General features: G+C 62.9%; 22 protein-coding genes and 1 tRNA gene. 17 read left to right on the forward strand and 6 right to left on the reverse strand.

Annotation, left to right across the window (positions count from 1 at the left end; genetic code table 11):
- Positions 1 to 28 precede the first annotated feature (28 nt).
- Positions 29 to 1,720, reverse strand: coding sequence for a putative bifunctional diguanylate cyclase/phosphodiesterase (locus GQO94_RS07230; protein WP_156840514.1), 1,692 nt, complete (start codon positions 1,718 to 1,720; stop codon positions 29 to 31).
- A gap of 82 nt (positions 1,721 to 1,802) precedes the next feature.
- Complete coding sequence (locus GQO94_RS07235) at positions 1,803 to 2,738, reverse strand: isopenicillin N synthase family dioxygenase (protein WP_156840515.1); 936 nt, start codon at positions 2,736 to 2,738, stop codon at positions 1,803 to 1,805.
- A gap of 63 nt (positions 2,739 to 2,801) precedes the next feature.
- Here GQO94_RS07235 and GQO94_RS07240 point away from each other — a divergent pair, with 63 nt between their 5' ends.
- The 3 genes from GQO94_RS07240 (at position 2,802) to GQO94_RS07250 (ending at position 3,919) form a co-directional block, all read left to right on the forward strand.
- On the forward strand, positions 2,802 to 3,224 hold the full coding sequence (locus GQO94_RS07240; protein WP_156840516.1) for an EVE domain-containing protein: 423 nt from the start codon (positions 2,802 to 2,804) through the stop codon (positions 3,222 to 3,224).
- A 110-nt stretch (positions 3,225 to 3,334) separates the two neighbouring features.
- Positions 3,335 to 3,517: a CsbD family protein gene (locus GQO94_RS07245; RefSeq protein ID WP_156840517.1), complete on the forward strand. Its 183-nt coding sequence runs from the start codon at positions 3,335 to 3,337 to the stop codon at positions 3,515 to 3,517.
- Between the two features lie 186 nt (positions 3,518 to 3,703).
- Positions 3,704 to 3,919 carry a hypothetical protein gene (locus GQO94_RS07250; protein ID WP_156840518.1) on the forward strand — a complete coding sequence of 72 codons (216 nt, stop codon included), beginning with the start codon at positions 3,704 to 3,706 and terminating at the stop codon, positions 3,917 to 3,919.
- A gap of 3 nt (positions 3,920 to 3,922) precedes the next feature.
- On the opposite strand, the gene GQO94_RS07255 is transcribed toward GQO94_RS07250, so the two are convergent.
- Positions 3,923 to 5,233, reverse strand: a complete 1,311-nt coding sequence (locus tag GQO94_RS07255) for an MFS transporter (RefSeq protein WP_156840519.1) — start codon at positions 5,231 to 5,233, stop codon at positions 3,923 to 3,925.
- Between the two features lie 131 nt (positions 5,234 to 5,364).
- Between GQO94_RS07255 and pgsA the strand changes: the two genes are divergently transcribed.
- The 3 genes from pgsA (at position 5,365) to GQO94_RS07270 (ending at position 8,117) form a co-directional block, all read left to right on the forward strand.
- Positions 5,365 to 5,958 (forward strand): CDP-diacylglycerol--glycerol-3-phosphate 3-phosphatidyltransferase, encoded by a 594-nt coding sequence (gene pgsA, locus GQO94_RS07260; protein ID WP_156840520.1) that lies wholly within the window; start codon positions 5,365 to 5,367, stop codon positions 5,956 to 5,958.
- A 16-nt stretch (positions 5,959 to 5,974) separates the two neighbouring features.
- The gene (locus tag GQO94_RS07265; RefSeq protein ID WP_232332818.1) at positions 5,975 to 6,802 is read left to right on the forward strand and encodes a hypothetical protein; all 828 of its coding nucleotides are present in this window, start codon (positions 5,975 to 5,977) and stop codon (positions 6,800 to 6,802) included.
- 118 nt (positions 6,803 to 6,920) lie between these two features.
- Positions 6,921 to 8,117 carry an MFS transporter gene (locus GQO94_RS07270; RefSeq protein ID WP_408636601.1) on the forward strand — a complete coding sequence of 399 codons (1,197 nt, stop codon included), beginning with the start codon at positions 6,921 to 6,923 and terminating at the stop codon, positions 8,115 to 8,117.
- Between the two features lie 3 nt (positions 8,118 to 8,120).
- On the opposite strand, the gene GQO94_RS07275 is transcribed toward GQO94_RS07270, so the two are convergent.
- The 3 genes from GQO94_RS07275 to GQO94_RS07285 all read right to left on the reverse strand — a co-directional run bounded on the left by GQO94_RS07275 (position 8,121) and on the right by GQO94_RS07285 (position 11,394).
- Positions 8,121 to 9,017: a hydrogen peroxide-inducible genes activator gene (locus GQO94_RS07275; RefSeq protein ID WP_156840521.1), complete on the reverse strand. Its 897-nt coding sequence runs from the start codon at positions 9,015 to 9,017 to the stop codon at positions 8,121 to 8,123.
- Between the two features lie 126 nt (positions 9,018 to 9,143).
- On the reverse strand, positions 9,144 to 10,328 hold the full coding sequence (gene rnd, locus GQO94_RS07280; RefSeq protein WP_156840522.1) for a ribonuclease D: 1,185 nt from the start codon (positions 10,326 to 10,328) through the stop codon (positions 9,144 to 9,146).
- A gap of 34 nt (positions 10,329 to 10,362) precedes the next feature.
- Positions 10,363 to 11,394: a hypothetical protein gene (locus GQO94_RS07285; protein ID WP_156840523.1), complete on the reverse strand. Its 1,032-nt coding sequence runs from the start codon at positions 11,392 to 11,394 to the stop codon at positions 10,363 to 10,365.
- Positions 11,395 to 11,581: 187 nt separating this feature from the next.
- Between GQO94_RS07285 and aspS the strand changes: the two genes are divergently transcribed.
- The 11 genes from aspS to GQO94_RS07340 all read left to right on the forward strand — a co-directional run bounded on the left by aspS (position 11,582) and on the right by GQO94_RS07340 (position 24,957).
- Positions 11,582 to 13,411: an aspartate--tRNA ligase gene (aspS, locus tag GQO94_RS07290; RefSeq protein ID WP_156840653.1), complete on the forward strand. Its 1,830-nt coding sequence runs from the start codon at positions 11,582 to 11,584 to the stop codon at positions 13,409 to 13,411.
- A gap of 271 nt (positions 13,412 to 13,682) precedes the next feature.
- Positions 13,683 to 14,597 (forward strand): tetratricopeptide repeat protein, encoded by a 915-nt coding sequence (locus GQO94_RS07295; RefSeq protein ID WP_198045860.1) that lies wholly within the window; start codon positions 13,683 to 13,685, stop codon positions 14,595 to 14,597.
- Positions 14,598 to 14,741: 144 nt separating this feature from the next.
- Positions 14,742 to 14,978 carry an acyl carrier protein gene (locus tag GQO94_RS07300; RefSeq protein WP_156840525.1) on the forward strand — a complete coding sequence of 79 codons (237 nt, stop codon included), beginning with the start codon at positions 14,742 to 14,744 and terminating at the stop codon, positions 14,976 to 14,978.
- Positions 14,979 to 15,107: 129 nt separating this feature from the next.
- Positions 15,108 to 16,370, forward strand: coding sequence for a beta-ketoacyl-ACP synthase II (gene fabF / locus GQO94_RS07305; RefSeq protein ID WP_156840526.1), 1,263 nt, complete (start codon positions 15,108 to 15,110; stop codon positions 16,368 to 16,370).
- Entirely contained in the window at positions 16,370 to 17,344 is a 975-nt protein-coding gene (gene mltG, locus GQO94_RS07310) for an endolytic transglycosylase MltG (RefSeq protein ID WP_156840527.1), read from the forward strand. The genes fabF and mltG overlap by 1 nt, the downstream gene beginning before the upstream one ends.
- 135 nt (positions 17,345 to 17,479) lie before the next feature.
- Positions 17,480 to 18,016 carry a peroxiredoxin gene (locus GQO94_RS07315; protein WP_156840528.1) on the forward strand — a complete coding sequence of 179 codons (537 nt, stop codon included), beginning with the start codon at positions 17,480 to 17,482 and terminating at the stop codon, positions 18,014 to 18,016.
- Positions 18,013 to 18,540 (forward strand): 2'-5' RNA ligase family protein, encoded by a 528-nt coding sequence (locus GQO94_RS07320; protein WP_232332819.1) that lies wholly within the window; start codon positions 18,013 to 18,015, stop codon positions 18,538 to 18,540. Before GQO94_RS07315 ends, GQO94_RS07320 begins: the two co-directional genes overlap by 4 nt.
- Before the next feature lie 120 nt (positions 18,541 to 18,660).
- Positions 18,661 to 18,737, forward strand: a tRNA-Met gene (locus GQO94_RS07325).
- A gap of 7 nt (positions 18,738 to 18,744) precedes the next feature.
- Positions 18,745 to 20,253 carry a tyrosine-type recombinase/integrase gene (locus tag GQO94_RS07330; protein ID WP_231736599.1) on the forward strand — a complete coding sequence of 503 codons (1,509 nt, stop codon included), beginning with the start codon at positions 18,745 to 18,747 and terminating at the stop codon, positions 20,251 to 20,253.
- 504 nt (positions 20,254 to 20,757) lie between these two features.
- The gene (locus GQO94_RS07335) at positions 20,758 to 23,301 is read left to right on the forward strand and encodes a TonB-dependent receptor (protein ID WP_136176541.1); all 2,544 of its coding nucleotides are present in this window, start codon (positions 20,758 to 20,760) and stop codon (positions 23,299 to 23,301) included.
- 231 nt (positions 23,302 to 23,532) lie between these two features.
- Positions 23,533 to 24,957: an aldehyde dehydrogenase family protein gene (locus GQO94_RS07340; RefSeq protein WP_157228455.1), complete on the forward strand. Its 1,425-nt coding sequence runs from the start codon at positions 23,533 to 23,535 to the stop codon at positions 24,955 to 24,957.
- Positions 24,958 to 25,003: the final 46 nt, after the last annotated feature.

The raw sequence follows: 25,003 nt of genomic DNA on the forward strand, positions 1-25,003 counted from the left end.
AAGGTCCAGTGCACGGGGGGAATGTCCGCTACTGGGCCGCGTGACGCAGCGCGGGCTCATCGGCCTTTGCTTCGGCAGCGACAGCGGAGCGGGGCTCGATGGCCGCATCGCCGCCGGTGACGCGGCCTCGTGCGCGGAGCATTTCCGAAATGTCGGCGGCCGGGCAGGGGCGGCCGTAGAAGAAGCCCTGACCCTTGAGCGGCCCGTAGGCGCGCAAATGTTCGAGAACCTCGCTGTTTTCGATCCCCTCGGCGGTGATCGGCAATCTCAGGCCCTGTCCCAGCATGGCGATGGCATGCACGATCGCGGCACTATCCTCGCTCTCGGTCACGTTGCTGACGAAACTGCGATCGATCTTGATCCGGTCGAACGGCAGGCTGCGCAGCTGTGCGAGTGAAGAATAGCCGGTGCCGAAATCGTCCAGGCTGACGGTGATGCCCTGGTTCTTGAGGCTGCTGATGAGCGCGCGCACTTGCGCGACGTTTTCCAGCAGGCAACTTTCGGTGATCTCGATTTCCAGGCGGTCGGGCGGAAAGTTCTTCGCGGTCATCAGGCGCAGGAGCTTCTGCGCGAACCAGGGGTCGCGCAGTTGCACGGGCGAGACATTGACCGCGAGCGTCAGCGACGGATCCCATTCGCGGGCATCATCGAGTGCCTGCGCGATCACGCTTTCCGAAAGGTCGGCGATGGTACCGATTTCCTCGGCGATCGGAATGAAGATCTCGGGCGAGACGATCCCGAATTCGGGAGAATTCCAGCGCGCGAGCATTTCGAAGCCGGTCAGTTCGCCGGTCTGCAGGTCGATCTGCTGTTCGTAGTACGGGACGAACTCGCCGCGCGGCACGCCGGCGCGAATGCCTGATTCCATCGCGAAGCGGAAACGGATCTCGTCCGCCATCGAGCCTTCGAACCAGCAGTAGCGATTCCGGCCCGCGCGCTTGGCGTGATACATCGCGATATCGGCCATCTCAAGCAGGCCTTGCGTATCGTTCTTGAGCTTGCCGCCCATCTTCGCGAGGTCGGATCGCGCGATCCCGACCGACGCGGTCACGTCGATCAGAGTCGGGCCACATTGCGTGGTCTGGGCGATACGATCGACCAGCCGGGAGGCAATCCGTTCGACCAGATCCAGGCGATCGCTGGAGAATGGGAATGCCAGGGCGAATTCGTCACCCCCGATCCGCGCGAGGATCGCGCCGGGCGGAGCCACCTCGGCAATGCGCCGTGCGCTTTCGCGCAACAGTTCGTCACCGGTCTGGTGGCCGTTGGTGTCGTTGACCTGCTTGAAATTGTCGAGATCGAGCATGAGCATCGCGACGCACTGGTTGTCCTCGCGGGCGCGTTCGATCGCGCGTTCGACCGAGCCATCCAAACTGCGGCGGTTCAGGAATCCGGTCATCGGATCGGTTTCAGCAAGCAGGCGCGCTTGTTGTTCGGCCTGACGCCGGCGGCTTACTTCCTCGGAAAGCTCGCGATAGCGCGACCAGCCAAAGATGATGAGTGCGATATTCAGCAGAAAGGCATCGACCAGAGCGGCATCCGGAGCGCGCCCGCGGCCGAGCAGCGAATCGAGCACTTGCGGGCCGACCGTGGCACCGATCCCCACGAACAGGATGATGGCCGCCGCGACGATGCAAATCGCGATTACATCACGGTCGGCTTCGTCTCCTTCGAGACTCTCTCGCGGCGCGCCAGCAGCCTGTGTCGGCTTCGTATCCAAATCATGAGCCCCAGTGGTTTCATGCGTGAATTACCGTAGCGGGACTGAAATATCCGTTAAATCGCGCGCAAAGCGCCGGGAATCAGGACTTGAGGCCGATTTCGAGAAGGCGTTCCTGCAAGTAGTCGTCCGCCGTAATCCGTTCCGGATAGCGATCCGGGCTGTCTGCCGAAATGCATTGCGGCAAGGTCTCGAACACGAAATCGCTGCGCAAGTGCACGAAGAACGGCATCGAATAGCGGCTGTAGCGCGCCCGTTCGCCACTCGGATTGCGGACCCGGTGGGTGGTAGAAGGCAGCACGTCGTTGGTTAGGCGCTGCAGCATGTCGCCGATGTTGACCACCATCGCGCCTTCAGGCGGTGCGATCGAAAGCCACTCGCCATTGCGGCCGAGCAATTCCAGGCCCGCTTCCTGCGCGCCGAGTAGCAGGGTGATGAGGTTGATATCCTCGTGTGCGCCGGCTCGGATTGCGCCGTCCTGGTTCTCGATCACCGGGGGATAGTGCAGCAGCCGCATCACCGAGTTGCCGTCATCCACGGTCGGGTCGAACCATGTTTCGGGAAGACCGAGATTGACGGCGATGGCCCGCAGAAGCTGCACGCCCACGGTATCGAAGGCGTGGTAGAGTTCGGTGAAGGTCTCGCGAAAGCCTTCGGGCCGTTCGGGCCAGACGTTGGGCGGCATCGTCGGCGCGAGGGGGTGTCCCGGCGTCAGATCGCGGCCCACGTGCCAGAATTCCTTGAGATCGCTGACCGAGGCCCCTTTGGCCACTTCGGTGCGAAACGGCGTGTAGCCACGCGCCCCGCCGCTGCCGGCGATGTGGTAGCGCTGCTTCTCCTCTGCCGGCAGCGCGAAGAACTGCTCGGTCAGGTCCCAGGCGCGCGCGATCAGGCCGGGATCGATGCCGTGATCGCGCACCATCGCAAAGCCGTAGCGGCGAAAGCTGGCGCCGAGTTCGGCGGGAAGGACGTCCTTGTCGCGCTCGAGGCTGAGGACGGGGATTTCTGCAAGTTCCATGGTGGCCCTGTTCCGGGTGAATCGTCTATCGACCCTCCTCTAGTCAAAAACGAAGGGCGATGCATGGCAAAGAGCTACTGGTTGATGAAATCCGAGCCCGACGCCTACTCGTGGGACGATCTCGTCGCCGAGGGCGAAGGCACCTGGGACGGCGTGCGCAATCATCGGGCGGCGAACAATCTGCGCGCGATGAAGGTCGGCGACGAGGCGTTCTTCTACCACTCCAACATCGGCAAGGAGATCGTCGGCATCGTCGAGATCAGCCAAGCCGGTCTGGCCGATCCGAGCGATCCCGAAGGCAAGTGGGCCGCGGTCAAGGTAAAGCCGGTGCGCAAACTCGCGCGGCCGGTCACGCTCAAAGAGATCAAGGCGGATCCGGAGTTGACCGAAATCGAACTGATCAAGCTTTCCCGCCTGTCCGTGGCAGTGATTACCGCGGAGGAATGGAAGTACATCATCGCCCTGTCGAAGCGGGAGAACGGTTGACCGCCCTGAGCCAGTTTATCGCCGGGATTACGGAACAAAATGGGGCGCTCGCCCGTTCCTCATTGCAAGCAGCGAGTGAATTTTCGCTCGCGATTGCAAGGAGATAAATCATGGGTGAACTCAAGGACAAAGCCAAGGGTCTCGGCAACGAAGCAGCCGGCAACGCGAAGCAGGCTGCAGGCGAAGCGACCAACAATCCGCGTCTCGATGCCGAAGGCCGCGCTCAGGAGCGCAAGGGCGAAGCCCAGCAGGTCAAGGGCGAAGTCAAGGGTGCGCTCGGCGACAAAGTCTGACGCCAGCAGCATACCAATGAAAAGGGCCGTCCACTTGGGCGGCCCTTTTCGTTTGAAGCGAGCCGTGATTTGCCGCGAACCGTATCAAGTTCCGAGCGATCTCTCGGAATTACCGAGACGTCCCGTATCGGGATAAGCCGGCCGCGGGCCTTGGCACAAAGGTAAACAATCTCTTAACATTTGGGCATGAGTCAAAAACGACGTGCCCTGGTCCTGACCGACGAATCCGCAAGACACTGGTTCCTGCGGTCCCTCCCGCCACACGTCCGCCACGGCGGGCCGGTCGAAAACGCCGACGGAGGCATGCGGCGGAGTGGCGCGGCGCTCACGTCCGGCGGCTGGCGCAGCTTCCTGACTACTTATTGCTGCAGCCTCGTGGCGATCACCACGTTCATCATGTGAATCTCAGGCGGTCGCGGCTTCCCGCTCCGCCTTCAGCAGCATGTAGCCGAACCACGCCGAGATGAGGCAGCAGGCCGCGACGACGAGCAACTGCTTGACCACCGCTACCCCGAACAGACTCAGCAGCCCCGCCGCAATCGCGCCGATCGTCATCGCGCCCGAATTGACGATGTTGTTCGCAGCGATCGTCCGCGCCGTCTGGCTCCGTTCGACGAAAGTCGTCAGGAAGGCGTAGAGCGGCACCACGAACATTCCGCCCGAGACGGCAATGCCGAGCAGGGCAATCAGCAGCATCGGCGCCAGCGGGTGGACCAGAAAGCTCGCGACATCGAGCATCCGCGTTTCATCGGCGACACGCCAGCCACTGCAGATCGCCTCGAACAGCACTAGAAAGGCGCCCATCGCGATCACTGCCAGCGGCGAATAGCGCGCCGATACCGATCCCTTGAGCAGGGTGTTGATCGACAGCGAGCCGATCGCGACGCCAACCGAGAAAATGACGAGGAACAGGCTGGCCACTTCCTTGCTGGCGAACAGAACGTTCTTGGCGAGCGGGGTAAACTGTACGAACAGAATGGTGCAGATCGCCCAGAACACGCTGATCGCGACGATCGCCAGGAACACGCGGCGGTCATGCAGGGTCGCGCGGATCAGCCGCAGCGAGGATCGCAAAATATTGTAGTCGACGGGGACAATGGCTCCGAGCGGCGGCGCCGAGGGCACGCTGCGCGCCGTCACGACGCCGATCACGGCGATGACCAGGACGAGCGCGGCGGCATGTTCGACCCCGATCCACCCCGCGACGATCGTGCCCGCCAGCACCGACAGATACGTGCCGGCCTCGACCAGACCGGTGCCGGCGAGCACTTCCTCCGGTTGGAGATGCTGCGGCAGGATGGCGTACTTGATCGGACCGAAGAACGTCGAATGGACGCCCATTGCGAACAGCGCGAGCAGCAGCAGCGGAATCGCGGCACTTTCGACCGCGAGCCCTTGCCATGCCAGGACCAGTCCGGTGGCGCCGACCAACATGATGCCGATCTCGCACAGCTTGACGATGCGGATGATCCTGGCCTTGTCGCGCATATCGGCAAGCTGGCCGGCCAGCGCGGAAAACAGGAAAAAGGGTGCGGCGAAAATGCCCGATGCAATCGCGCTGAACCACATCTCCGACGTCTCGGAATTGTAGACCGAGTACACCACGAAGAATACCATCGCGTTCTTGAACAGGTTGTCGTTGAACGCGCCAAGGACCTGGGTGACGAACAAAGGAAAGAATCGCCTGGCCCGGATCAGCTTTGTCGAGGTTGTCATCGGTCTCGTATCGGGCCGTGCATTCGCGGGCCGGGTGCAGTATCGGCGCGACACTTAATGCGACTCTGGCCCGGCACAACCCCTGCCGGCACTTTATCCGAGCAGGGTTTCGCGGCTATGGGCCTTAGAACATGCTGACCTTGCCAAATTTGCTGACTCTCTCGCGCATTTTCGCAGTGCCGCTGCTGGCGTTCCTGTTGTGGTGGCCGGATTGGGAGTTCGGCTATGGGCTGGCTTTCGCGCTCTACTGCCTGATGGGCGTCACGGACTATTTCGACGGCTATCTGGCGCGTGCCAACGGTGCCGTCTCCCGGCTCGGCATGTTTCTCGATCCGATCGCGGACAAGATCATGGTGGCGGCGGTAATTCTGGTGCTGACCGCGCAAGGCGTGTTGCGCGGGCCCTATGTGGGCGACGCGCACGTGATCGCCGGCCTGGTGATTCTGATGCGCGAGATCGCGGTTTCCGGGTTGCGCGAATTCCTCGGGCCGTTGCGCGTCTCGGTGCCGGTATCGAAGCTGGCCAAATGGAAGACCGCGTTCCAGATGATTTCGCTGGGGGCGCTGATCCTGGGGCGGGCGACGCCGTGGTGGAATCTGGATCTCGGCCCGATCGTGGTGAACTTGCCGCATACCGTTGGCCTCACGACCTTGTGGGCGGCGGCAGTGCTGACGCTGATAACCGGCTGGGATTATTTGCGCGCCGGCTTGAAGCACATGGACTGAAAGGCCCGGCGATGGCATGGCGAAGGCCTCCGCCATCGCAGGCATAACTTCGATCGCTGCCATGGATGCCGCCGTGCCACCCCTAGCATCCGGATATCGCCCGGGATCGCCGCGTCAGCGGGCCGTATCGATCGCGCTGTCGCTGGCCGTGATGGCGTTGCTTGCCTTGCTGGCGGTGGTTTTCCAGGCCCACGCGCCGTCCAAGACGCGCCGCCCCAATCTCGCGACTTTCGCGACGGGCGAAACCGCATCGGCGACCGCGAAGAAAGCAGAACCCAAGAAAAAGGCACAGGCGGAGCAGGCCGTCGAAACCGCTCGCACCCCGCCGCCCGCGCTGCCGAAAGCGCCCAAGCTTACGGATAAGCGCGAGGATCGGGCGGAAAGTTTCGACGACATTCCCGGGTTCATCCGGCTCGATCGCAAGCAGGCGGCGGCTGCCGACATCGGCGCGCTGCCGCAACGAGGAGCGCAAGTGGCGCAAGGCGACGGGAGCGGCGGGCAGGGCCGCGCCATGCAGGGTCCGGGCGAGGGACCGGGCGGAGTGCGACTCTACAATGCCGACTGGTATCGCCGACCGACCGATGCGCAGCTTGCCGGCTATTTGCCACGTTCGGGGGCGCACACCGGCTGGGGCGTGATCGCCTGCCGCACGATCGAGGATTACCGAGTCGAGGATTGCCAGATCATCGACGAATCCCCGCGGGGATCGGGTTTTGGCCGCGCCGTTCAGGAAGCGGCGTGGCAGTTCCGGGTGATCCCGCCCAAGATCAATTCCAAGCTTCAGGTCGGGGCCTGGGTGCGGATCCGCATCGACTATACCGAGCGCGGCGTCGAAGCGGGCTGATTGCGCCCAATCTTTTGCAGGTGCGAGGGAAAGCGGTTCTCCGGCTCTGGATTTGACGGCAAGGGTGTCCCATCTGCGACCCTTCAAGCTTGCTGCACTGCAAAACCGAAAGCCTCCCTTGGACCAGAATTCCCGCGCCGCCTCGCCGTGGCTCATAATCGCGGCCCTTTCGATGGGCGCCTTCTCGATCGGCACGACCGAATTCGCGGCAATGAGCCTGCTCCCGTTCTTCGCGGCAGATCTCGGCATTTCGGAGCCCCAGGCGGGGCATGCGATCAGCGCCTATGCGCTTGGCGTCGTCGTCGGCGCGCCGGTCATCGCGGTGCTGGCCGCCCGCGTTTCGCGACGCACTCTGCTGATTGCGCTGATGGCCCTGTTCGCGCTCGGCAACGGGCTGAGCGCCACGTCCGGCAGCTACACCAGCCTTCTCGTCTTCCGCTTCATCAGTGGGCTGCCGCATGGCGCCTATTTCGGCATCGCCTCGCTCGTCGCGGCTTCGCTGGTGCCGATCGATCAGCGCGGGCGAGCGGTTTCGCGAACTTTCCTGGGCTTGACCGTGGCCACCATCATCGGCGTGCCCGTGGCGAATGCGCTGGGCCAGTGGCTGGGCTGGCGAGCGGGCTTCGTGGTGGTGGCCGTGCTGGCGCTCGTCACCATGGCTCTGGTCGCCGTGTTCGCCCCGCGCGGCAAACCGCACGCCGCGGTCAGCCCGCTGAGCGAACTGGGCGCGTTCCGCAATCCGCAAGTACTGCTCACGCTGCTGTCGGGTGCGATCGGCTTCGGCGGGCTCTTCGCGGTCTACACTTATGCGGCCTCGACGCTGATCGAGGTGACGCGCGAATCGGAGGCCTACGTGCCGCTGGTCGCTTGCGTGTTCGGCGTGGGTATGACCGTGGGCAACCTGGTGGCAGGCAAGGCCGCCGACGTCGCACTGGAAAAGACTGCGATCGCGGTGTTCCTGTGGAGCGCGGTGACGCTTTCGCTGTTCCCGCTCATGTCCGGACACTTGTGGTCGCTGCTCCTCTCGATGTTCCTGGTTGGCTGCAGCGGCGGCCTTGGCCCCGTGCTGCAAACGCGGCTGATGGACGTAGCCGGCGATGCTCAAGCGCTCGCGGCGGCGGCGCATCACAGCGCCTTCAACGTCGCCAACGCGCTCGGACCATGGCTGGCCGGGCTGGCGATTTCCGCAGGCTACGGCTTTACCGCCAGCGGATGGATCGGCGCATTGCTGGCGCTGACCGGCCTTGGCGTGTTCCTGTTAGCGCTGCGGCTGGACAGGCACTCGGCGCGGGCCGAACCTTCCGCCGTCGGCTGACGCTCAGCCCGCGCGCAGTTCGTCGGCGAGCAGCCGGAATTCGTCGGCGCGCGGCGAATTGCGCCGCCAGATCAATGCGATTTCGCGATTGGCATTGTTCGAGACGAGCGGACGCGCGACGACATTGGTGCCGGCGAGGATCCCCGCGTCGATCGCCATTTCGGGCAGCATCGTCAGCCCCAGGCCATTGTCGACCATCTGCACCAGCGTGTGCAGGCTGGTGCCGATCATCGTCGCGCTGGCGCGCAGTTCGGGCCGGTTGCACGCGGCCAGCGCGTGGTCCTTGAGGCAGTGTCCGTCCTCGAGCAGCAGGAGCCGGTGCTCGTCGATCCCATCAGGCGCGATTTCGTCGGGCGGGTCGCGCGGGTCGTCCTTGGGGAAGGCGACGTAGAAGGCATCGAGCTCGATCGTTTCCTTCTCGACGTCGCCAGTCGCGTAGGGGAGGGCCAGCAGCACGCAGTCCGCGCGGCCGTGGTGCAGCGATTCGATCGCGGCGGCGCTGGGCTCCTCGCGCAGGAACAGCTTGAGGTTGGGGCGTTCACGCCGCAGGCGCGGCAGCATGCGCGGGAGCAGAAACGGCGCGATCGTCGGGATCACGCTCATCCGCACTTCGCCCGAGAGCGGCTTGCCGCTCGACTGGACGAGCTCGGACAATTCCTCGGTCTCGCGCAGGATGCGGTGCGCCTTGGCCGTCACTGCCTCGCCCAGCGGGGTGAAGCGCACCGCGCGCTTGGTCCGCTCGACCAGCACGACGCCCAACAGCGCTTCCAGGTCGCGCAGACCGGCTGAAAGCGTCGATTGCGAGACGAAACACGCCTCCGCTGCGCGCCCGAAATGATTGTGCTCGTGCAGCGACACAAGATACTGCAGCTGCTTCAGCGTGGGCTGGTGGACGGTCATTCCCGGAGCCTATGCCGCAGCCGACGGGCCAGGCCAAGAGATAGGCGTTGAGGTTTTGCGGCCGTCACCCTGCCTAGGCAATGGAAAGCACAAACTTAGCGGCGACCGACCGGATGGCGAATTTGCCTAGTCGTCGTTCTTAACGTCGTCGACGTGCGTCATCTTGAGCTTGCCGTTCTCCACCGCGAAGGCGAGCTTGCCTTCGACCAGATCGAGGGCATCCTTGCCGAACACGTCGTAGCGCCAGCCTTGCAGAACCGGCAGGTCCTTGCGCACGCCGGCTGCAAGCAATTCCAGTTCCTCGCTGCGTGCCAGCAGCCGCGAGGCGGCGTCGATTTCGCGCGCGCGGATCTTGAGAAGGAGCTTGAGCAGGTCCGCCACGAGCGCACCTTCCTTGCCGAGCGGCGCGCCGCGCGGGGCGCGGGTCGGCATCTCGTCATCGGGAAGGGGGGAGGCGTTTTCGATGGTCGCCATCAGCCGCTTACCGATCTCGTTGTCCTTCCAGCCCTGCGAAAGGCCGCGCACTTTGGCGAGGTCCGCCTGCTTCTTGGGGGGATGGTTGGCAATGTCCGCGATGGTTTCGTCGCGGGCGATGCGGCCCCGGGGAATGTTCTTGTCCTGAGCTTCCAGCTCGCGCCACTGCGCGATCGCTTTCAAGCGCCCGAGCGTCATCGCGTTGCGGCCCGAGGCCTTGACCCGGCGCCAGGCCTGCGTGGGATCATTGCGATAGTTTTCCGGATCGGCGAGCTTCTCCATTTCCTGATCCAGCCATTCGCCCCGCCCGGTCTTCATCAGGCGTTTGAGGAGCTTGGGAAAGATCTTGGAAAGGTGGGTAACGTCGCCGATCGCGTATTCGATCTGCCGGTCGGTCAGCGGCCGCCGCGACCAGTCGGTGAAACGCGCGCCCTTGTCGACGGTCATGCCCAGCCACGATTCGACGAGGTTGGAGTAGCCGATCTGTTCCGACTGGCTGACCGCCATCATCGCGATCTGGGTGTCGAAGATCGGGTGGGGCGTGCGGCCGGTGCGGTTGTAGATGATCTCCACATCCTGCCCGCCGGCATGGAAAACCTTGAGCACGTCCTCGTTGTCGGTGAGCAAGTCGTGCAGAGGGGCCATGTCCAGCCCGTCTGCCAGTGGATCGATCGCCGCAGCTTCCTCGGTATTGGCGATCTGAACCAGGCACAGCTCGGGCCAATAGGTGTTCTCGCGCATAAACTCGGTATCGACTGCGACGAAGTCGGACCGGGCAAGGCGTTCGCAAAGGGCGGCGAGTTCGTCGCTTGTCGTTATCAGCGGATGAATCTTCATGCGACAGGCGCGTTACGCCTAACGCGAAGCCGATTCAACTTCGCGGTTTGATCTTGCCCAGAAGGCGCTGGATCAGGCTCTCCGGCTCGCTCTCCTGCGTGAGGGCGATCGACTCGTCGGTGACGAAGCGTTTGCGCAACTGACTGCCGCTGACATGTCCCATCGTCGCGGGCAGTTCATAAAATTCGTCGGGATGCGCGTCGTCCGCATTCCCGAGGTCCAGCATCGCCTCGTCGGGCTGCGGTTCGAAATCTAGCGTGTCGTCGCCGTCTGTCGGCGCGGCATCCTCTATTGTCTCGTTTTGCTTTCGATCGTCGAGACGGAACGCTGCTGGATCTGTGGAGGTCGAACGGGGCGGCTCCGCGCCCACAACGTCGAAGTGCGTGGCAATCGGCGCATCGAATCCGGGATAGCTGCCGTTTCCGGCGACGAAGATCGCCAGCGGACGCGGCAAGCCCTTTTCGTCGACCGCCTTGCGGACAGCGGCATGCACCAGCACGGCCAGATAGCTCGCGCCAAGCATGTAGGCCTGGATTTCGCCCTCGCTGGCGGTGCGTTCCGGATCGCGAATGCGCCCACCCAGCGCTGCCACTGCCGCATAGGGCTCGTGAAGTCCGCGCACGGTGATCGTCGCGTCGCAATCGTCGCAAGATCCCTGCCATTCGGTCCCGTAAGACGAATAGCCTTCGAGGAGCGCCTCGCGATCGCACTCCGAGAAGGGATAGGCGCTGTCGGTATAGAAGCAGGTCTCGATGAGAGGATGGTATCCGGGTTCGGAGCCCGGGGCCGGTTCGGTGATCTCGATTCCGAGCGCGGTCACGGGATAGCCTTCGCGATCGATCTGGCGCATCCGCGGCTCGAGCGCATCCCAGCCTCCGATCACGATGTCCGCGACGTTCAGGTCGATCAGAGCTTCAGGCAAGACTCCGCCCGGTCGGCAATGCCGAGCCATTGGCTCCGAAATACGGTCGAGCGCTTCGTCGGTACGGTCGTTGCGGAGCAGCTCCTCGATTTCCCGCAAAAAGTCGCGTTCGCCGAGGTCTCCGATTGTCGCTTCTGCAAGCATGGTTCATCCATCGCAGCCGCTTGGTTTAAGTGGGGTAACGCGCAATAGTTACTCAAACCTTTCGATCGCAGTGTCCGTTGCGGTCCGGGCGGCGCCTGGGGCTCGCCAGCACTGGAAATCCCGACGGCACTCGACTAGGGGCCTCGGCTTGCCCAATCCGATCCATCGCGAAAAGCTGCACGAGACCATGACCCACCCTTATCGTACCCACACCTGCGGCGCGCTCACGGCGGCCGAGGTCGGCCAGACCGTCAAGCTTTCGGGCTGGGTCCACCGCAAACGCGATCATGGCGGTGTGCTGTTCGTCGATCTGCGCGATCACTACGGCATGACCCAAATCGTGGCGGACAGCGACAGCCCCGCGCTCGCGCTGTTCGAAGGCCTGCGCACCGAGAGCGTCGTCACGATCGAGGGCGAAGTGAAGGCGCGCAACGCCGCGACCGTGAACCCCAACCTGCCGACCGGTGAGATCGAGGTCTTCGCGCGCTCCGCCGAAGTGCTCAGCCGCGCCGAGGAGCTGCCGCTGCCGGTGGCGGGTGAGCAGGAATACCCCGAGGACATCCGCCTCAAGTACCGCTTCCTCGACCTGCGCCGCGAGACGCTGCACGCCAACATCATGACCCGCACCGCGATCATCCGCGAGACGCGTCGCAAGATGGAGGACATCGGCTTCACCGAGTTCTCGACCCCGATCCTTACGGCATCGAGCCCCGAAGGCGCGCGCGACTTCCTCGTGCCGAGCCGCATCCATCCCGGTAAGTTCTTTGCGCTGCCTCAGGCGCCGCAGCAGTACAAGCAGCTGCTGATGGTGGCGGGCTTCGACCGCTACTTCCAGATCGCGCCGTGCTTCCGCGACGAGGATCCGCGCGCCGATCGTCTGCCGGGCGAATTCTACCAGCTCGACCTCGAGATGAGCTTCGTCACTCAGGAGGAAATCTGGGAGACGATGGAACCGGTCATGGCCGGGATCTTCGAAAAGTTCGCCAACGGCAAGACGGTGACGCCCGCCGGCGAGTTCCCGCGCATTCCCTATGCCAAGGCGATGCTCGACTACGGTTCGGACAAGCCGGACTTGCGCAATCCGCTGATCATCCGCGACGTGACCGATGAGTTCAAGGGATCGGGCTTCGGCCTGTTCGACAAGATCGTCGGCTCGGGCGGTGTCGTGCGCTTGATTCCGGCGCCGAACACCGCGGGGCTGAGCCGCAAATTCTTCGACGAGATGAACGAATGGGCTCGGTCCGAGGGTCACGCCGGTCTCGGCTATGCGACCCGCAAGGGCGGTGAGTTCGGCGGCCCGATCGCCAAGAACCACGGGCCCGAGAAGATGGCCGCGCTGTTCGATGCGCTCGGCCTCGGCCCCGACGACGGCGCCTTCTTCGCGGCGGGCAAGGAAGAGCAGGCCGCCAAGCTCGCGGGTGCGGCGCGCACGCGGGTGGGCGAACAGCTCGACCTGATCGAGAAGGACGCGTTCCGCTTCTGCTGGATCGTCGACTTCCCGTTCTTCGAATGGGACGAGGACAACAAGAAGCTCGACTTTGCGCACAACCCGTTCTCGATGCCGCAGGGCGGGCTGGAAGCGCTGGAGACCCAAGAGCCGCTGTCGATCAAGGCCTACCAGTACGACATGGTTTGCAACGGCTACGAACTGGCATCGGGCTCGATCCGTAACCAGCACCCGGACCTGATGGTCGCGGCGTTCGAAAAGGTCGGCTTGTCCAAGGCCGATGTCGAGGAGCGGTTCGGCGGCATGTACCGCGCGTTCCAGTACGGCGCTCCGCCGCATGGCGGCATGGCCGCGGGTGTCGATCGCATGGTGATGCTGCTGTGCGGCGTCCAGAACCTGCGCGAGATTACGCTGTTCCCGATGAACCAGCGCGCCGAGGATCTCTTGATGGGCGCGCCAAGCCCGGCCGAAACGAAGCAGCTGCGCGAATTGCACATGCGCGTGGTCGAGCCGGTGAAGCCGGCCACTTCGGATACTTCGGGCAACGTCGTCGCCCCCAACGCCGGTTAGGCGGGGTCGGGGATCGGGGTTCGCGAGACGACCTCGGTTCCTTCCTCGCCCCCGTCCGTCGTGCTGAACTTGTTTCAGCATCCATTTCGCGTTCCGCTCAGGTTCGGACCGGAGGCACCATGGATGCTGAAACAAGTTCAGCGTGACGGGATTGGCATGCCTGACGATCATCTGACAGACTGCCGGACCGCCCCAAGCCAAACGCCCGTTCACCGTTGACCTCGCGCCGCGCTTATCGCAAATCTCTGGATCTAGGGGAGAATAGCGAGGGGTGACCATGAGGACGTGGGTTTGCGGTCTGGTAGCGGCCGTCACGGTAACGATGCCTGCACAGGCCGAAGTTCTGCGAGTGGCAGGCATTTATCCTGCTCGTGCCGACGAAGCGGCGTTCGTGAATCGACTGGCAGTGGAAAGCCTCGGCGGGCGCGACGGCCCGGCGCTGGCTTTCGCGATCGAGGACGAACTGAACGACGTCATCGTCGACCAGCGTCCCTGGTTCCAGGTCATCCCGAACGGCGCCGGCGCGGATGCCGTGCTGCGCGGCTTCGCCTCGCTGGACATGCGCACCTCGAAAATCACCCGCAGCAAGAAGGTCTGCGTCGAGGAGGACGAGAAGGGCAAGTGCGTCCGCAAGGAAAATCGCAAGATTGACTGCCGCAATCTTGATTATGTGCTCTCGCCCGATCTGCGTCTGACCGCGCGCGACGGGCAGCCGCTCTATTCGAGCTCGCACCTTTCGGAACGCAAGACCCTCACTGTGTGCCCCGACGACAAGGAGCCCTCGCGCTCGTCGGTCGCGCGCGAATTGGCGGGCCGCATCGCCAAGACCCTGCGTGACGATCTCGCGCCCGATGACCGCGTCGACGATGTGCGCGTGCTCGAAAAGCGCGACGGGCTTTCGAAGGACGACGGCGAACGGTTCAAGCAGGCGCTGCGTCTCACCAAGTCCGATCCGGCGGCGGCGTGCCGGGTCTGGCAGGACCTGGCGCAGACCAACCCCACGCAGATCGCCACGGCGTTCAACGTCGCGCTTTGCGCCGAAGCGGCGGGCGACGATGCGCAGGCACGCGCGCTCTACGAACGGCTGCTGTCGGTCGCGTCCGTGTCCGAAGCGCGCGACCGGCTCAAGGCGATCGACGATCGCGAAAGAGGGGCACGTCAGCTTCGCGAGCATAATCGCAGCTGAGCGGGCGGACCACTTGCCGCAGCCGGTTAGGCGCTGTCTGGAAAAAGCCTTGCAGACAACTTTACGCGCGAGACTTGCCAGCGCACTTCCTGCGCATTAGGGCGCTTGGCACGAAATCACCTCCCATTCAGAAGGGGCCAATACATGAGCGATACCGCCGATCGGGTTAAGAAGATCGTGGTGGAACACCTTGGCGTGGAATCCGAGAAGGTCACCGAGGACGCAAGCTTCATCGATGATCTGGGTGCGGACAGCCTCGACATCGTCGAGCTCGTCATGGCTTTCGAGGAAGAGTTCGGCGTCGAGATTCCCGATGATGCCGCCGAAAAGATCAGCACCGTTGCGGATGCGATCAAGTACATCGAGGAAAACAAGGGCTAACAGGCCCGGCTCGGCCGCTACTCCGGCCGTCCGACGCTGCTGAAGCGTCCGGCCGGACCAAGGTCAAAGACAACGGCGGGCTCGGCCTCTTCCACGAGGTGCGGGCCTGTCGTATTTCTGGAGAGAGCAATGCGTCGCGTCGTCGTCACTGGCCTTGGCCTCGTCACTCCGCTGGGTGCGGATGTCGAGACCGTGTGGTCCAACATTCTGGCCGCCAAGTCGGGCGCGGGGCCGATCACCAAGTTCGATGCCTCCGACCAAAAGTGCCGCATCGCTTGCGAAGTGAAGCCGGCCGACCACGAATATGGCTTCGATGCCAGCAAGCGGGTCGATCACAAGATCCAGCGTCAGGTCGATCCATTCATCGTCTTCGGTATCGATGCCGCAGGGCAGGCGCTCGAGGATTCGGGCCTCGTCGACATGAGCGAGGAGGAGCGGCTGATGGCCGGCTGCTCGATCGGTTCGGGTATCGGCGGGCTTCCCGGCATCGAGAGCGAATCCCTGGTTCTGGCCAACAAGGGGCCGGGGCGAGTCAGCCCGCACTTCGTGCACGGGCGGCTGATCAATCTCATCTCCGGGCAAGTTTCGATCAAGTACGGGCTCATGGGCCCGAATCACGCGGTCGTCACTGCTTGTTCGACCGGGGCGCACTCGATCGGCGATGCTGCGCGGATGATCCGCGACGGCGATGCCGACGTGATGCTGGCGGGCGGCGCGGAAAGCACGATCTGCCCGATCGGCATTGCCGGCTTCGCGCAGGCGCGTGCGCTGTCGACCGCGTTCAACGACGAACCGCAGCGCGCCAGCCGTCCCTACGACGTCGCGCGCGACGGCTTCGTGATGGGCGAGGGCGCGGGTGTCGTCGTGCTCGAGGAGTACGAGAAAGCCAAGGCGCGCGGCGCCAAGATCTACGCCGAAGTGCTGGGCTACGGCCTTTCGGGCGATGCCTATCACGTCACCGCGCCGCATCCCGAAGGTTCCGGCGCGTACCGTTCGATGGCGATGGCTCTGCGCAAGGCGGGGCTGGAGCCCAAGGACATCGACTATATCAACGCCCACGGCACTTCGACGCCGCTCGGCGACGAACTCGAGCTCGGGGCGGTCCGCCGTCTGTTCGGCGATGCCATCTCGGGCGTCTCGATGAGCTCGACCAAGTCGGCGATCGGCCACTTGCTTGGCGGCGCCGGCGCGGTCGAATCGATCTTTTGCATTCTGGCCCTGCGCGACCAGATCGTGCCGCCCACGCTCAACCTCGATAATCCGAGCGAGAGCTGCCAGGGCGTCGATCTCGTGCCGCACACCGCGAAGAAGCGTGAGGTTCGCGCGGTTCTGAACAACAGCTTCGGCTTCGGCGGCACCAACGCCAGCCTGGTCATGCGAAAGCCTGACTGATGGCGATGCGGCGCGGCTGCCTGCTGGCCGTGCTTCTGGCACTGGCGCTGGGTATTGCGGCTGCCGTGTTCGTATCCGGCTGGTTCGGTTCGGGACCGCTCGAGAAGGAGCAGGCTTTCATCGTGCCGAGCGGGGGCAGCCTCACGTCGGTTTCGGAGAAACTGGCTGAGGAAGGGATCATCGATTCGGCGCGCGGCTTTCAGCTGCGGTCGCGGTTGTTCGGCGGCGGCTCGCCGATCAAGGCGGGCGAATTCCGCATTCCGGCGCACGCCAGCGCGCGGCAAGTCCTGTCCATCATCCAGAGCGACGACGTTATCCGCCGCTTCGTGACCGTACCGGAAGGCATGCCCTCGATCATGGTCCAGGAGCGGCTGATGGCGCAGCCGCAATTGGTGGGCGAGGTTGCCGTGCCTGACGAAGGCAGCGTCCTGCCGGGCACTTACGATTTCGAGCGTGATGAGCCGCGCGCCGATGTCTTGCGCCGGATGCAGGCGGCGATGAACCGCACGCTCGACGAACTCTGGGCGAAGCGGAGCAAGGACCTCGCGGTCTCGACCAAGGCCGAAGCGCTCACGCTGGCCTCGATCGTTGAGAAGGAAACCGCCAAGCCCTCCGAACGCCGCATGGTCGCCGGTCTCTATTCGAACCGGCTGAAGAAGGGCATGATGCTGCAGGCGGATCCGACGATCATCTATCCGATCACCAAGGGCAAGCCGCTGGGGCGCCGTATCCGCCAGTCCGAGATTCAGGCTGTCAACGACTACAACACCTATTCGATGGTCGGCCTGCCCAAGCACCCGATCACCAATCCCGGCAAGCAGTCGATCGCCGCGGTGCTCAATCCGGCGAAGACCAATGCGCTCTACATGGTGGCCGACGGAACCGGCGGGCATGCTTTCGCCGACACGCTCGAGGCGCACAACCGCAACGTCGAAAAGTGGTTCGCGATCCGCCGCAAGCGCGGGGAGCTTTAACGCCTTCCTGGGCGGGGCCCGGGACGGCGCGACGGGCGCTCCCGAGCGTCTTTCGCGTTCGCGTTTTTTGCGGAACTTTGCGGCCGATCGGCACTTGAAGGACGCAATCGTCCCAGCACTTGCAGGAGGTCCGCCATGCTCAACCGCACGATTCCCGATGTCACGCTTAAAACCCGCGTCCGCGACGAAAGCGTGGAGGGCCCCAATCCCTTTCGCTGGCAGGACTTCAAGGTGCGCGAAGAATTCGCCGGCAAGAAAATCGTGATCTTTTCGCTGCCGGGCGCCTTCACGCCGACCTGCAGCAACGAGCAGTGCCCCGCTTTCGAGCGGTTCTACGATGATTTCCGCAAGGCCGGCATCGACGATGTCTACTGCATCGCCGTGAATGATGCCTTCGTCATGTACCAGTGGGGCCGCAATCTGGGTCTGGAGAAGGTCAAGCTCCTGCCCGACGGTTCCGGCGACTTCACGCGCCGCATGGGCATGCTGATCAACAAAGATCACCTCGGCTTCGGCCAGCGCTCATGGCGTTACGCGATGGTGGTGGACGACAACGAGATCGTCGCGTGGTTCGAGGAACCCGGCATCAACGATGTCGGCACCGACGAGGATCCCTATGGCGAATCGAGCCCGGAAAAGGTTCTGGAGGCGCTTCAGGCCGGCAAGGTGTGAGCCCGCCGCCCGGCACGGCACAAGGCACTCCACTGCTTGTGACGGCCGAAATGCCGCCCGACGTGCTGGCCTGGGCCGATGGCCTGCGGCGCGCGCATTTCCCGCCCGAGCGCAATAAGCTGCGCGCGCACGTCACGCTGTTTCACGCGCTTCCGCCGAGTTGCGAGCAGGAGCTGCGCGAAGTGCTGGGAAGCCTGGCAGCCGGGCCGCCGCCCGACGTGCGCGTCACCGGCCTGATGAAGCTGGGCGGCGGCACCGCCATCGCGCTCGACAGTCCGGGGATGGTCGAAATTCATGGCGCGATCGCCGAGCGGATGCACGGCCTGCTGACGCGCCAGGATTGGCAAGGCCTGCGCCTCCACATCACCATCCAGAACAAGGTGACAGGAGAGGCCGCACGCGCCCTTCAGGCCAGTCTGGGGCCTACGCTCGACCACCGCCAGTTCCGTTTCCACGGCCTGGGTCTCTACGCCTACGAGGATGGCCTGTGGCGCTTCATCCGCGACTATCCTTTCCGCGGCTGAGCGGGGCAGGGGCGCTGACCGGGTTCGATGCAAGGTCAGGCGATTTCCAAGGTTGACCAGGCGCCGACCCCGACCTAAAGGACGCCGCCTGCCACGCCGAGCGCGTGGCGAGCCTGGTATGGCGGAGTAGCTCAGCTGGTTAGAGCAGCGGAATCATAATCCGCGTGTCGGGGGTTCAAGTCCCTCCTCCGCTACCAACCCGGATTGTCCACCAGTGACCCACTGAGGCCACTGGCAGACATTTTTCGAGGAAAATCAAATATTTTTCGCGTCCCGTTGCGTACGCCGGCGTCCCGGTGCGACCGGCTGCGGCCACCCACGGCGATTTGGATTGGGGGTATTTTGGGGGTATTTTTCGGCTGTCCCCAAAACAGGCGATACCCCCAGATGGCTTTGAAAGAACTTGAGGTCAAATACGCCACCAAGCGGCAGCGCCCCTACAAGCTGTCCGATGGAGAAGGCCTGCACCTGCTCGTCCAGCCGAACGGATCGAAGCTCTGGCGCCTGAAATACCGCTTCGACGGCAAGGAAAAACTGCTGAGCTTCGGCAAATATCCGACCGTCACGCTGGCGATCGCCCGCGAGAAGCGGACCGAAGCCAAGCGGCTGCTCGATCAGGGTGAGGACCCCGCCGAGGCCAGGAAGCGGGCGAAGAAGCAGAGGGCCGCGCTCAAGCTGTTCGAAGAGATTGCGCGGGCCTGGCACGCCAATCGTATTGAAGGGCTGGACTCGGCCCATGCCCTGCGCGTCATCAACCGGATGGAGCGCGACGTCTTTCCGGTCATCGGGAAGCGTCCGATCACGGAAATCGACCCGCCCGAGATTCTCGAGATGATCCGCGCGGTCGAAGCGCGCGGCGCCCTCGATATCGCCCGTCGCCTCAAGCAGAACGTCAGCCAGATCTATCGCTTCGCGATCGCGAGCGGCTGGGCGACCATCGATCCGACGCTCGGCCTCAACGATGCGCTCAAGCCCAAGCCGCCCGTCAGGCACATGGCGCGCGTGCCGCTCGCGGAGTTTCCGAAGCTGGTGCGAGCGATCTTCGCCTATGACGGCGAGGACACGCCGCGCCGCCGCGAGATCACCCGTGACGCGCTGCTGTTCACCTTGCTCACATGGGTCCGAACCAGCGAAACCCGCTTCGCGGCCAGGGACGAGTTCGAGGATCTCTATGGACCGAACCCGCTATGGCGTCTGTCGCCGGAGCGCATGAAGATGGAACGTGAGCATCTTGTTCCGCTGTCCCGCCAGGCCGCAATGATCGTTCAGCGCCGCTTGCAGGCGACGAACGATGCGTTCCTCTTTCCCGGAGCCAAGCCTGGAAAGTCTATTTCCGAGAACACCATGATCTATGCCTGTTATCGGATGGGGTATCTCCATCGGCAGACGGTACATGGGTTTAGGGGGCTCGGCTCGACCTGGGCGAACGAAGCCGAACGCTACAAGCCGGATTGGATCGAGATGGCGCTCGCTCACGAGGACGAGGATGAGGTGCGCGGCGCTTACAACAGTGCGCTCTATCTCACACCGCGAAGGCGGATGCTCCAAGACTGGGCCGACGTGATCGACGCGGCAACCGCAGTGTCGAATGTCGAGAAGAATCCTATCGAGTTCTCACAATTCATGCGCTGTTCCGCTCCCATCCAGCACCTGCCACCAAGCGACCAGAGACAGCCGTATTGGCAACGCCCCCTTCGGGCGGCTTCGCGATGAGCCTCAAAAGTCAGAACCGCCGATTTAGAGGCGCGGTTTTCTGCCATAGTTGTTAGAAATATCAGCTACTTAGATGCATCCGCGAATAGTAGAATGAACTCCAAGAAACCGTATCTCACTACATCTCATCATAGCTGATTCCCCTTGCAACTCGACAAGGGAAACCGCCGGGACCGCCAATTACGCCGATACATCGTCTGGAAGGGCTCGATTGGGGCGAGCAGAACGCGCGCATCCGTCCCGATGGACGCGCTCAGCGTGACTAATTCAATGAAATATATGGGGTTATTTGCGTCGCCACGAAGCGTCAGCGGTGCAGGCTCATCAGTCCTTAATCAATGAGTGGGAGGAATAGTTCGCCAACAAATTGAATTGGACGATGAGCCCCAAGGCGCGGCAAATGGCGCCAACTCAAAAAATGCCGTGGGGAGGACAGTCATGGTCACAGCCTTTAGGACAAATTTGCTTTGTGCCACCGCGCTATCGATCGCGTGTGCGCTTGCAGTGCCGGCACATGCCCAGGACGCTGCATCGCAGGGCGAAAAGCCCGAGGCGCAGGAAGGTGGCCTTGAGACAATCGTCGTCACGGCGCAGAAGCGCGAACAGAATTTGCAGGATGTTCCAGCCGCCGTTTCCGCCATAGGCGGCGAGACGCTGCGCACGCGCGGCATCACGGAGACCTCAGACTTGATGGGCGCGATCCCCAGCCTGCAAGTCACCACTCCCTATGGTCGCACCCAACCGAATTTCTCGCTGCGCGGGATTTCAGTGGCGAACGAATTTTCCGCCTCCACTGCGTCGCCGGTTGGCGTCTATGTCGATGAAGTCTATCAGAGCTTCCGGGCGAGCCATGGCCTGCAACTCTATGACATCGACCGGGTCGAGGTACTGCGCGGACCGCAAGGAACACTCTACGGTCGCAACACCACGGGTGGCGCGATCAGCTTCTTCACGCGCAAGCCGGATCTGGGAGAGGCCAATGGCTATCTGACCGCCGGCTATGCCAATTACGACACTTTCACGGTGCAGGGCGCCGCTGAAGCGACGCTGGTTCCCGACATCTTGGGCGTCCGCGTCGCCGGTACTTTTGCAAAAGGGGATGGTTGGCAGCGCAATGTACTGCCTGGGAATGAGCGCGACCTAGGGACCACCGATACGATCGGCGGTCGCATCTCGATCCGCTTCCGGCCCGATCCCGATCTCGACATCAATTTGAAGCTCTATGCCGCGAAGGACGATCCATGGGGCACCGCGCCCTATGCAGGTGGTCAACTCGCGGGCGGGCAGGATGCGCTCGGCTATTCGCGTTACGATCCGCAACCTTTCCTAGGCGGGCGGTTGCTGCGTGACAATGAGGTCGCAGTTGATCGGGTAGGTAAGAACATCAGCAAGTCGAAAGGGATAGCCCTCAACATCAAATGGGATGTCAGCGACCAATTCTCCGTCACCTCGATTACCGGCTACGACACCGGCGACTATATCAACAATCCTGATGATTGCGATGGCGGCCCAGCCGATCTCTGCTCGATCGGCTACACGTCGACGAGCAAGAATTTCAACCAGGACCTGCGTTTCAGCTATTCGAACGACCGCCTCGATATCATTGCCGGCCTTTATTATGGCAGGGACAAGGTCAAGACGGTCAACTACCCGGACTTTTTCGGGGCGCTGAGGCCGCTGCTGCTTGGCGCCGGTCTTCCGGGCAGCTACAATAACGCCGCAATCGGAACGCCCGACGCGATCCGCTATATCCCAGCCTTTGCCGCCAATCCGGCGTTGGGGCCTGGCGATGCCGGATTCTGCGACGCGATCGAGATCAATCCCAACGGCTTCCTTGATGCACGCTCGCTGATTGCACTCCAGACCGACATCGCGATCAATAATACGGGCAATGGCGGCATGGGGGGTAGCTTTTCGGCGGGCTGCGCCGGGGCAGGCGCGCCTCCGTTCACCCCGATCCTCGGCGAACAGCGTTTTGACGTGTCGCGCCCCTCGAAGGCGATCTACGGCGACGTAACCTGGAAAGCGACCGAGCGGCTGACCGTGGCGGTGGGTGCACGCTACACCCAGGATAAGGTCAATTACCTTAACGGCAGCACTTTCCTCTATGCGCTCGACGGTACGACGCCGGTTGTCAACCTGATCCCCTACAGCAATCCATACAACCCCAATCTCGCGCCGCTTGAGCAGCGCGAAAAGGCAAACAGGCTAACCGGCCGTATCAATGTCAGCTATGAGTTCGCCGATGATATCATGGGCTATCTCCAGTACAGTCGCGGTTACCGCAGCGGCAGCTTCAACGGGCTTGCCTATCAGGGCGTCAATCAAGTCTATTATATCCAGCCTGAAAAGGTGAATGCATATGAGGCGGGGCTCAAAACCCGGCTGTTCGATCGCCGCGTCCAACTTAACCTCGCGGGCTTCTACTACGAGTATTCGAATCACCAAGTAACGCAGGTGGTCGGCGCTACAACCTTCACGCGCAGCGCCAATGGTCGCCTGTTCGGTGGCGAGGCCGAACTCGCCTGGCAGGTGGCCGATACGTTGCGTTTCGATGCTTCGCTGGGCTATCTCAACAGCAAGTACAAAGGCAATGTGATCGATCCGGCAAACCCGGCCAGCCCGACATTGAACGTCAACGGCAATCCCTTCCCGAACGCGCCGGAGGTTACGTTCCAGGCCGGATTCGACTGGGATATGATCGATGACGGCACCAACAAGCTGACCTTGCGCGGTGATGCGTCCTACATGGGCAAGTACTATTTTGATCCGTTCAAGAATTATGGGCAGACACCGTGCGATACACCCCCAGCGGGATCGAACATAACGCTCGCGGGTAAGGCGATTACATGCGCAAATCCGGGCTACTGGCTCGCCAATGCGCGATTAACCTATGCGCACGACAATATGTCGGTTAGCTTGTGGGCGAAGAATCTGTTCGACAAATATTACTACACCTACGGCCTCAACCTCAACGTGTTCGGCTACGATTATCTGAACCGCGGCATGCCGCGCACTTATGGCGTCGAAGCGACAGTCAAGTTCTGATCGCTGCTGCGACGGGGGCGGCGGGCATCCTCTCCCGCCCGCTGCCCCCGATTTTTTCGACCTGACTTTCAGACCGAGGAGCATCCATCATGCGTTCCACCGGCAACGGTCCCTCATTCATCGGCACGGCGTACAGAATCGAGCGCGCTGTGATCACTGAGATCGGCGCAGCTGAAAGCACCGCCCAGGCGAGCAGCGCCGAGCGGCCAGCGCGCCTCCGGACGATTTAACGTGGATGCGTCTCGGAACAGAACTGAGCTGGAACGAATTTTCGCGACCCAACGCGAAGGGACGCGTGAGCAGGTTTCGCGCAGCTACGAAGAACGCATGGACCTGCTCGGGCGCCTTGGCCGGATATTTGAGCAGCACAGAGACGAATTGGTCGATGCCGTTGCCGCCGATTTCGGCATTCGATCCCGCTACGAGACTATCCTGCTCGACCTGATGCTTGGCATATCGGAAATTAAATTTGCGCGCCGCAATCTGAAGACGTGGCTGAGGCCGCGGCGGGTGAAGACTGACATCTTCGGCCTTCCCGGTTCATCGCGCCTGGTCCCCCAGCCCCTAGGTGTGGTGGGCGTTCTCGGCACGTGGAACTATCCGCTCGGCACCATATTCGTTGGCGCGGCCGGTGCATTGGCGGCCGGCAACCGCGTGATCGCAAAGCCGAGCGAAGTTTCCGCCAACGCCGCCGAAGCCAGCGAGCGGCTTGTGCGCCGGTATTTCGCCGAAGAGGAATTCGCGATTGTCCAGGGCGGGCCCGACATGGCACAGGCGATGACGGCCCTACCTTTCGACCATATTCTCTTCACCGGTTCACCCGCGGTTGGCCGCAAAGTCTATGAAGCGGCGGCTGCCAACCTTACACCTGTTACTCTGGAACTTGGCGGCAAATGCCCTGCCATCGTGGGCAAGGGTGCATCGCTTGCACAAGTCTGTGAAAGCTTAGTGTTCGGCAAGCTGCTCAACGCCGGCCAGACCTGCATCGCCGCTGACTATGCCTTCGTCCATGTCGATCAGATGGAAAGCTTCGTCGCCGCACTCCGCGCTCAGGTTGCCAAATGCTACCCCAACGCGGCAAGCAACCCCGATTTCACCAGTATCATCAATGACCGACAGTTCGCGCGGCTCCAAGGTTTGCTCGATGATGCCGAAGCCAAGGGCGCGACGGTGCTCAACCTCTCGGACAACGGCGATGGAACGCTTCCTGAACGGCATCGGATCGTGCCGTTGGCGGTTCTCGACGTTACCGATGACATGGCGATGATGCAGGAGGAGATTTTCGGACCGATCCTGCCGATCATGCCATATCGCTCCGAAGACGAGCTCATTCGCTACGTAAACCGGCATGAGCGCCCGCTGGCGCTCTATTATTTTGGCGACGAAAGTGAGGAACGGCGCAAGATCATTTCCGAAACGCACGCTGGCGGCGTGACTCTCAACGGCACGGTCATGCACGTCTTCCAGCGCCGGCTGCCTTTCGGTGGCATCGGACAGAGCGGCATCGGTGCCTATACCGGCGTCGCCAGTTTCGAGCGCTTCACTCATTACAAGCCGGTGTTCTCTCAGCCGAAACTCAGCCTGCTTGGTCAACTTCTGCCACCCTATTCGAGCAAGACCGAAGGACTACTCAACATCTTCGAAAAGATCCTCTGACGTGGCTGCGGCGGTTGATGCTGGCATGTTGCATGACGCCGGGTCG

This window comes from Novosphingobium aquimarinum, assembly GCF_009746585.1.
Classification (GTDB): domain Bacteria; phylum Pseudomonadota; class Alphaproteobacteria; order Sphingomonadales; family Sphingomonadaceae; genus Novosphingobium; species Novosphingobium aquimarinum.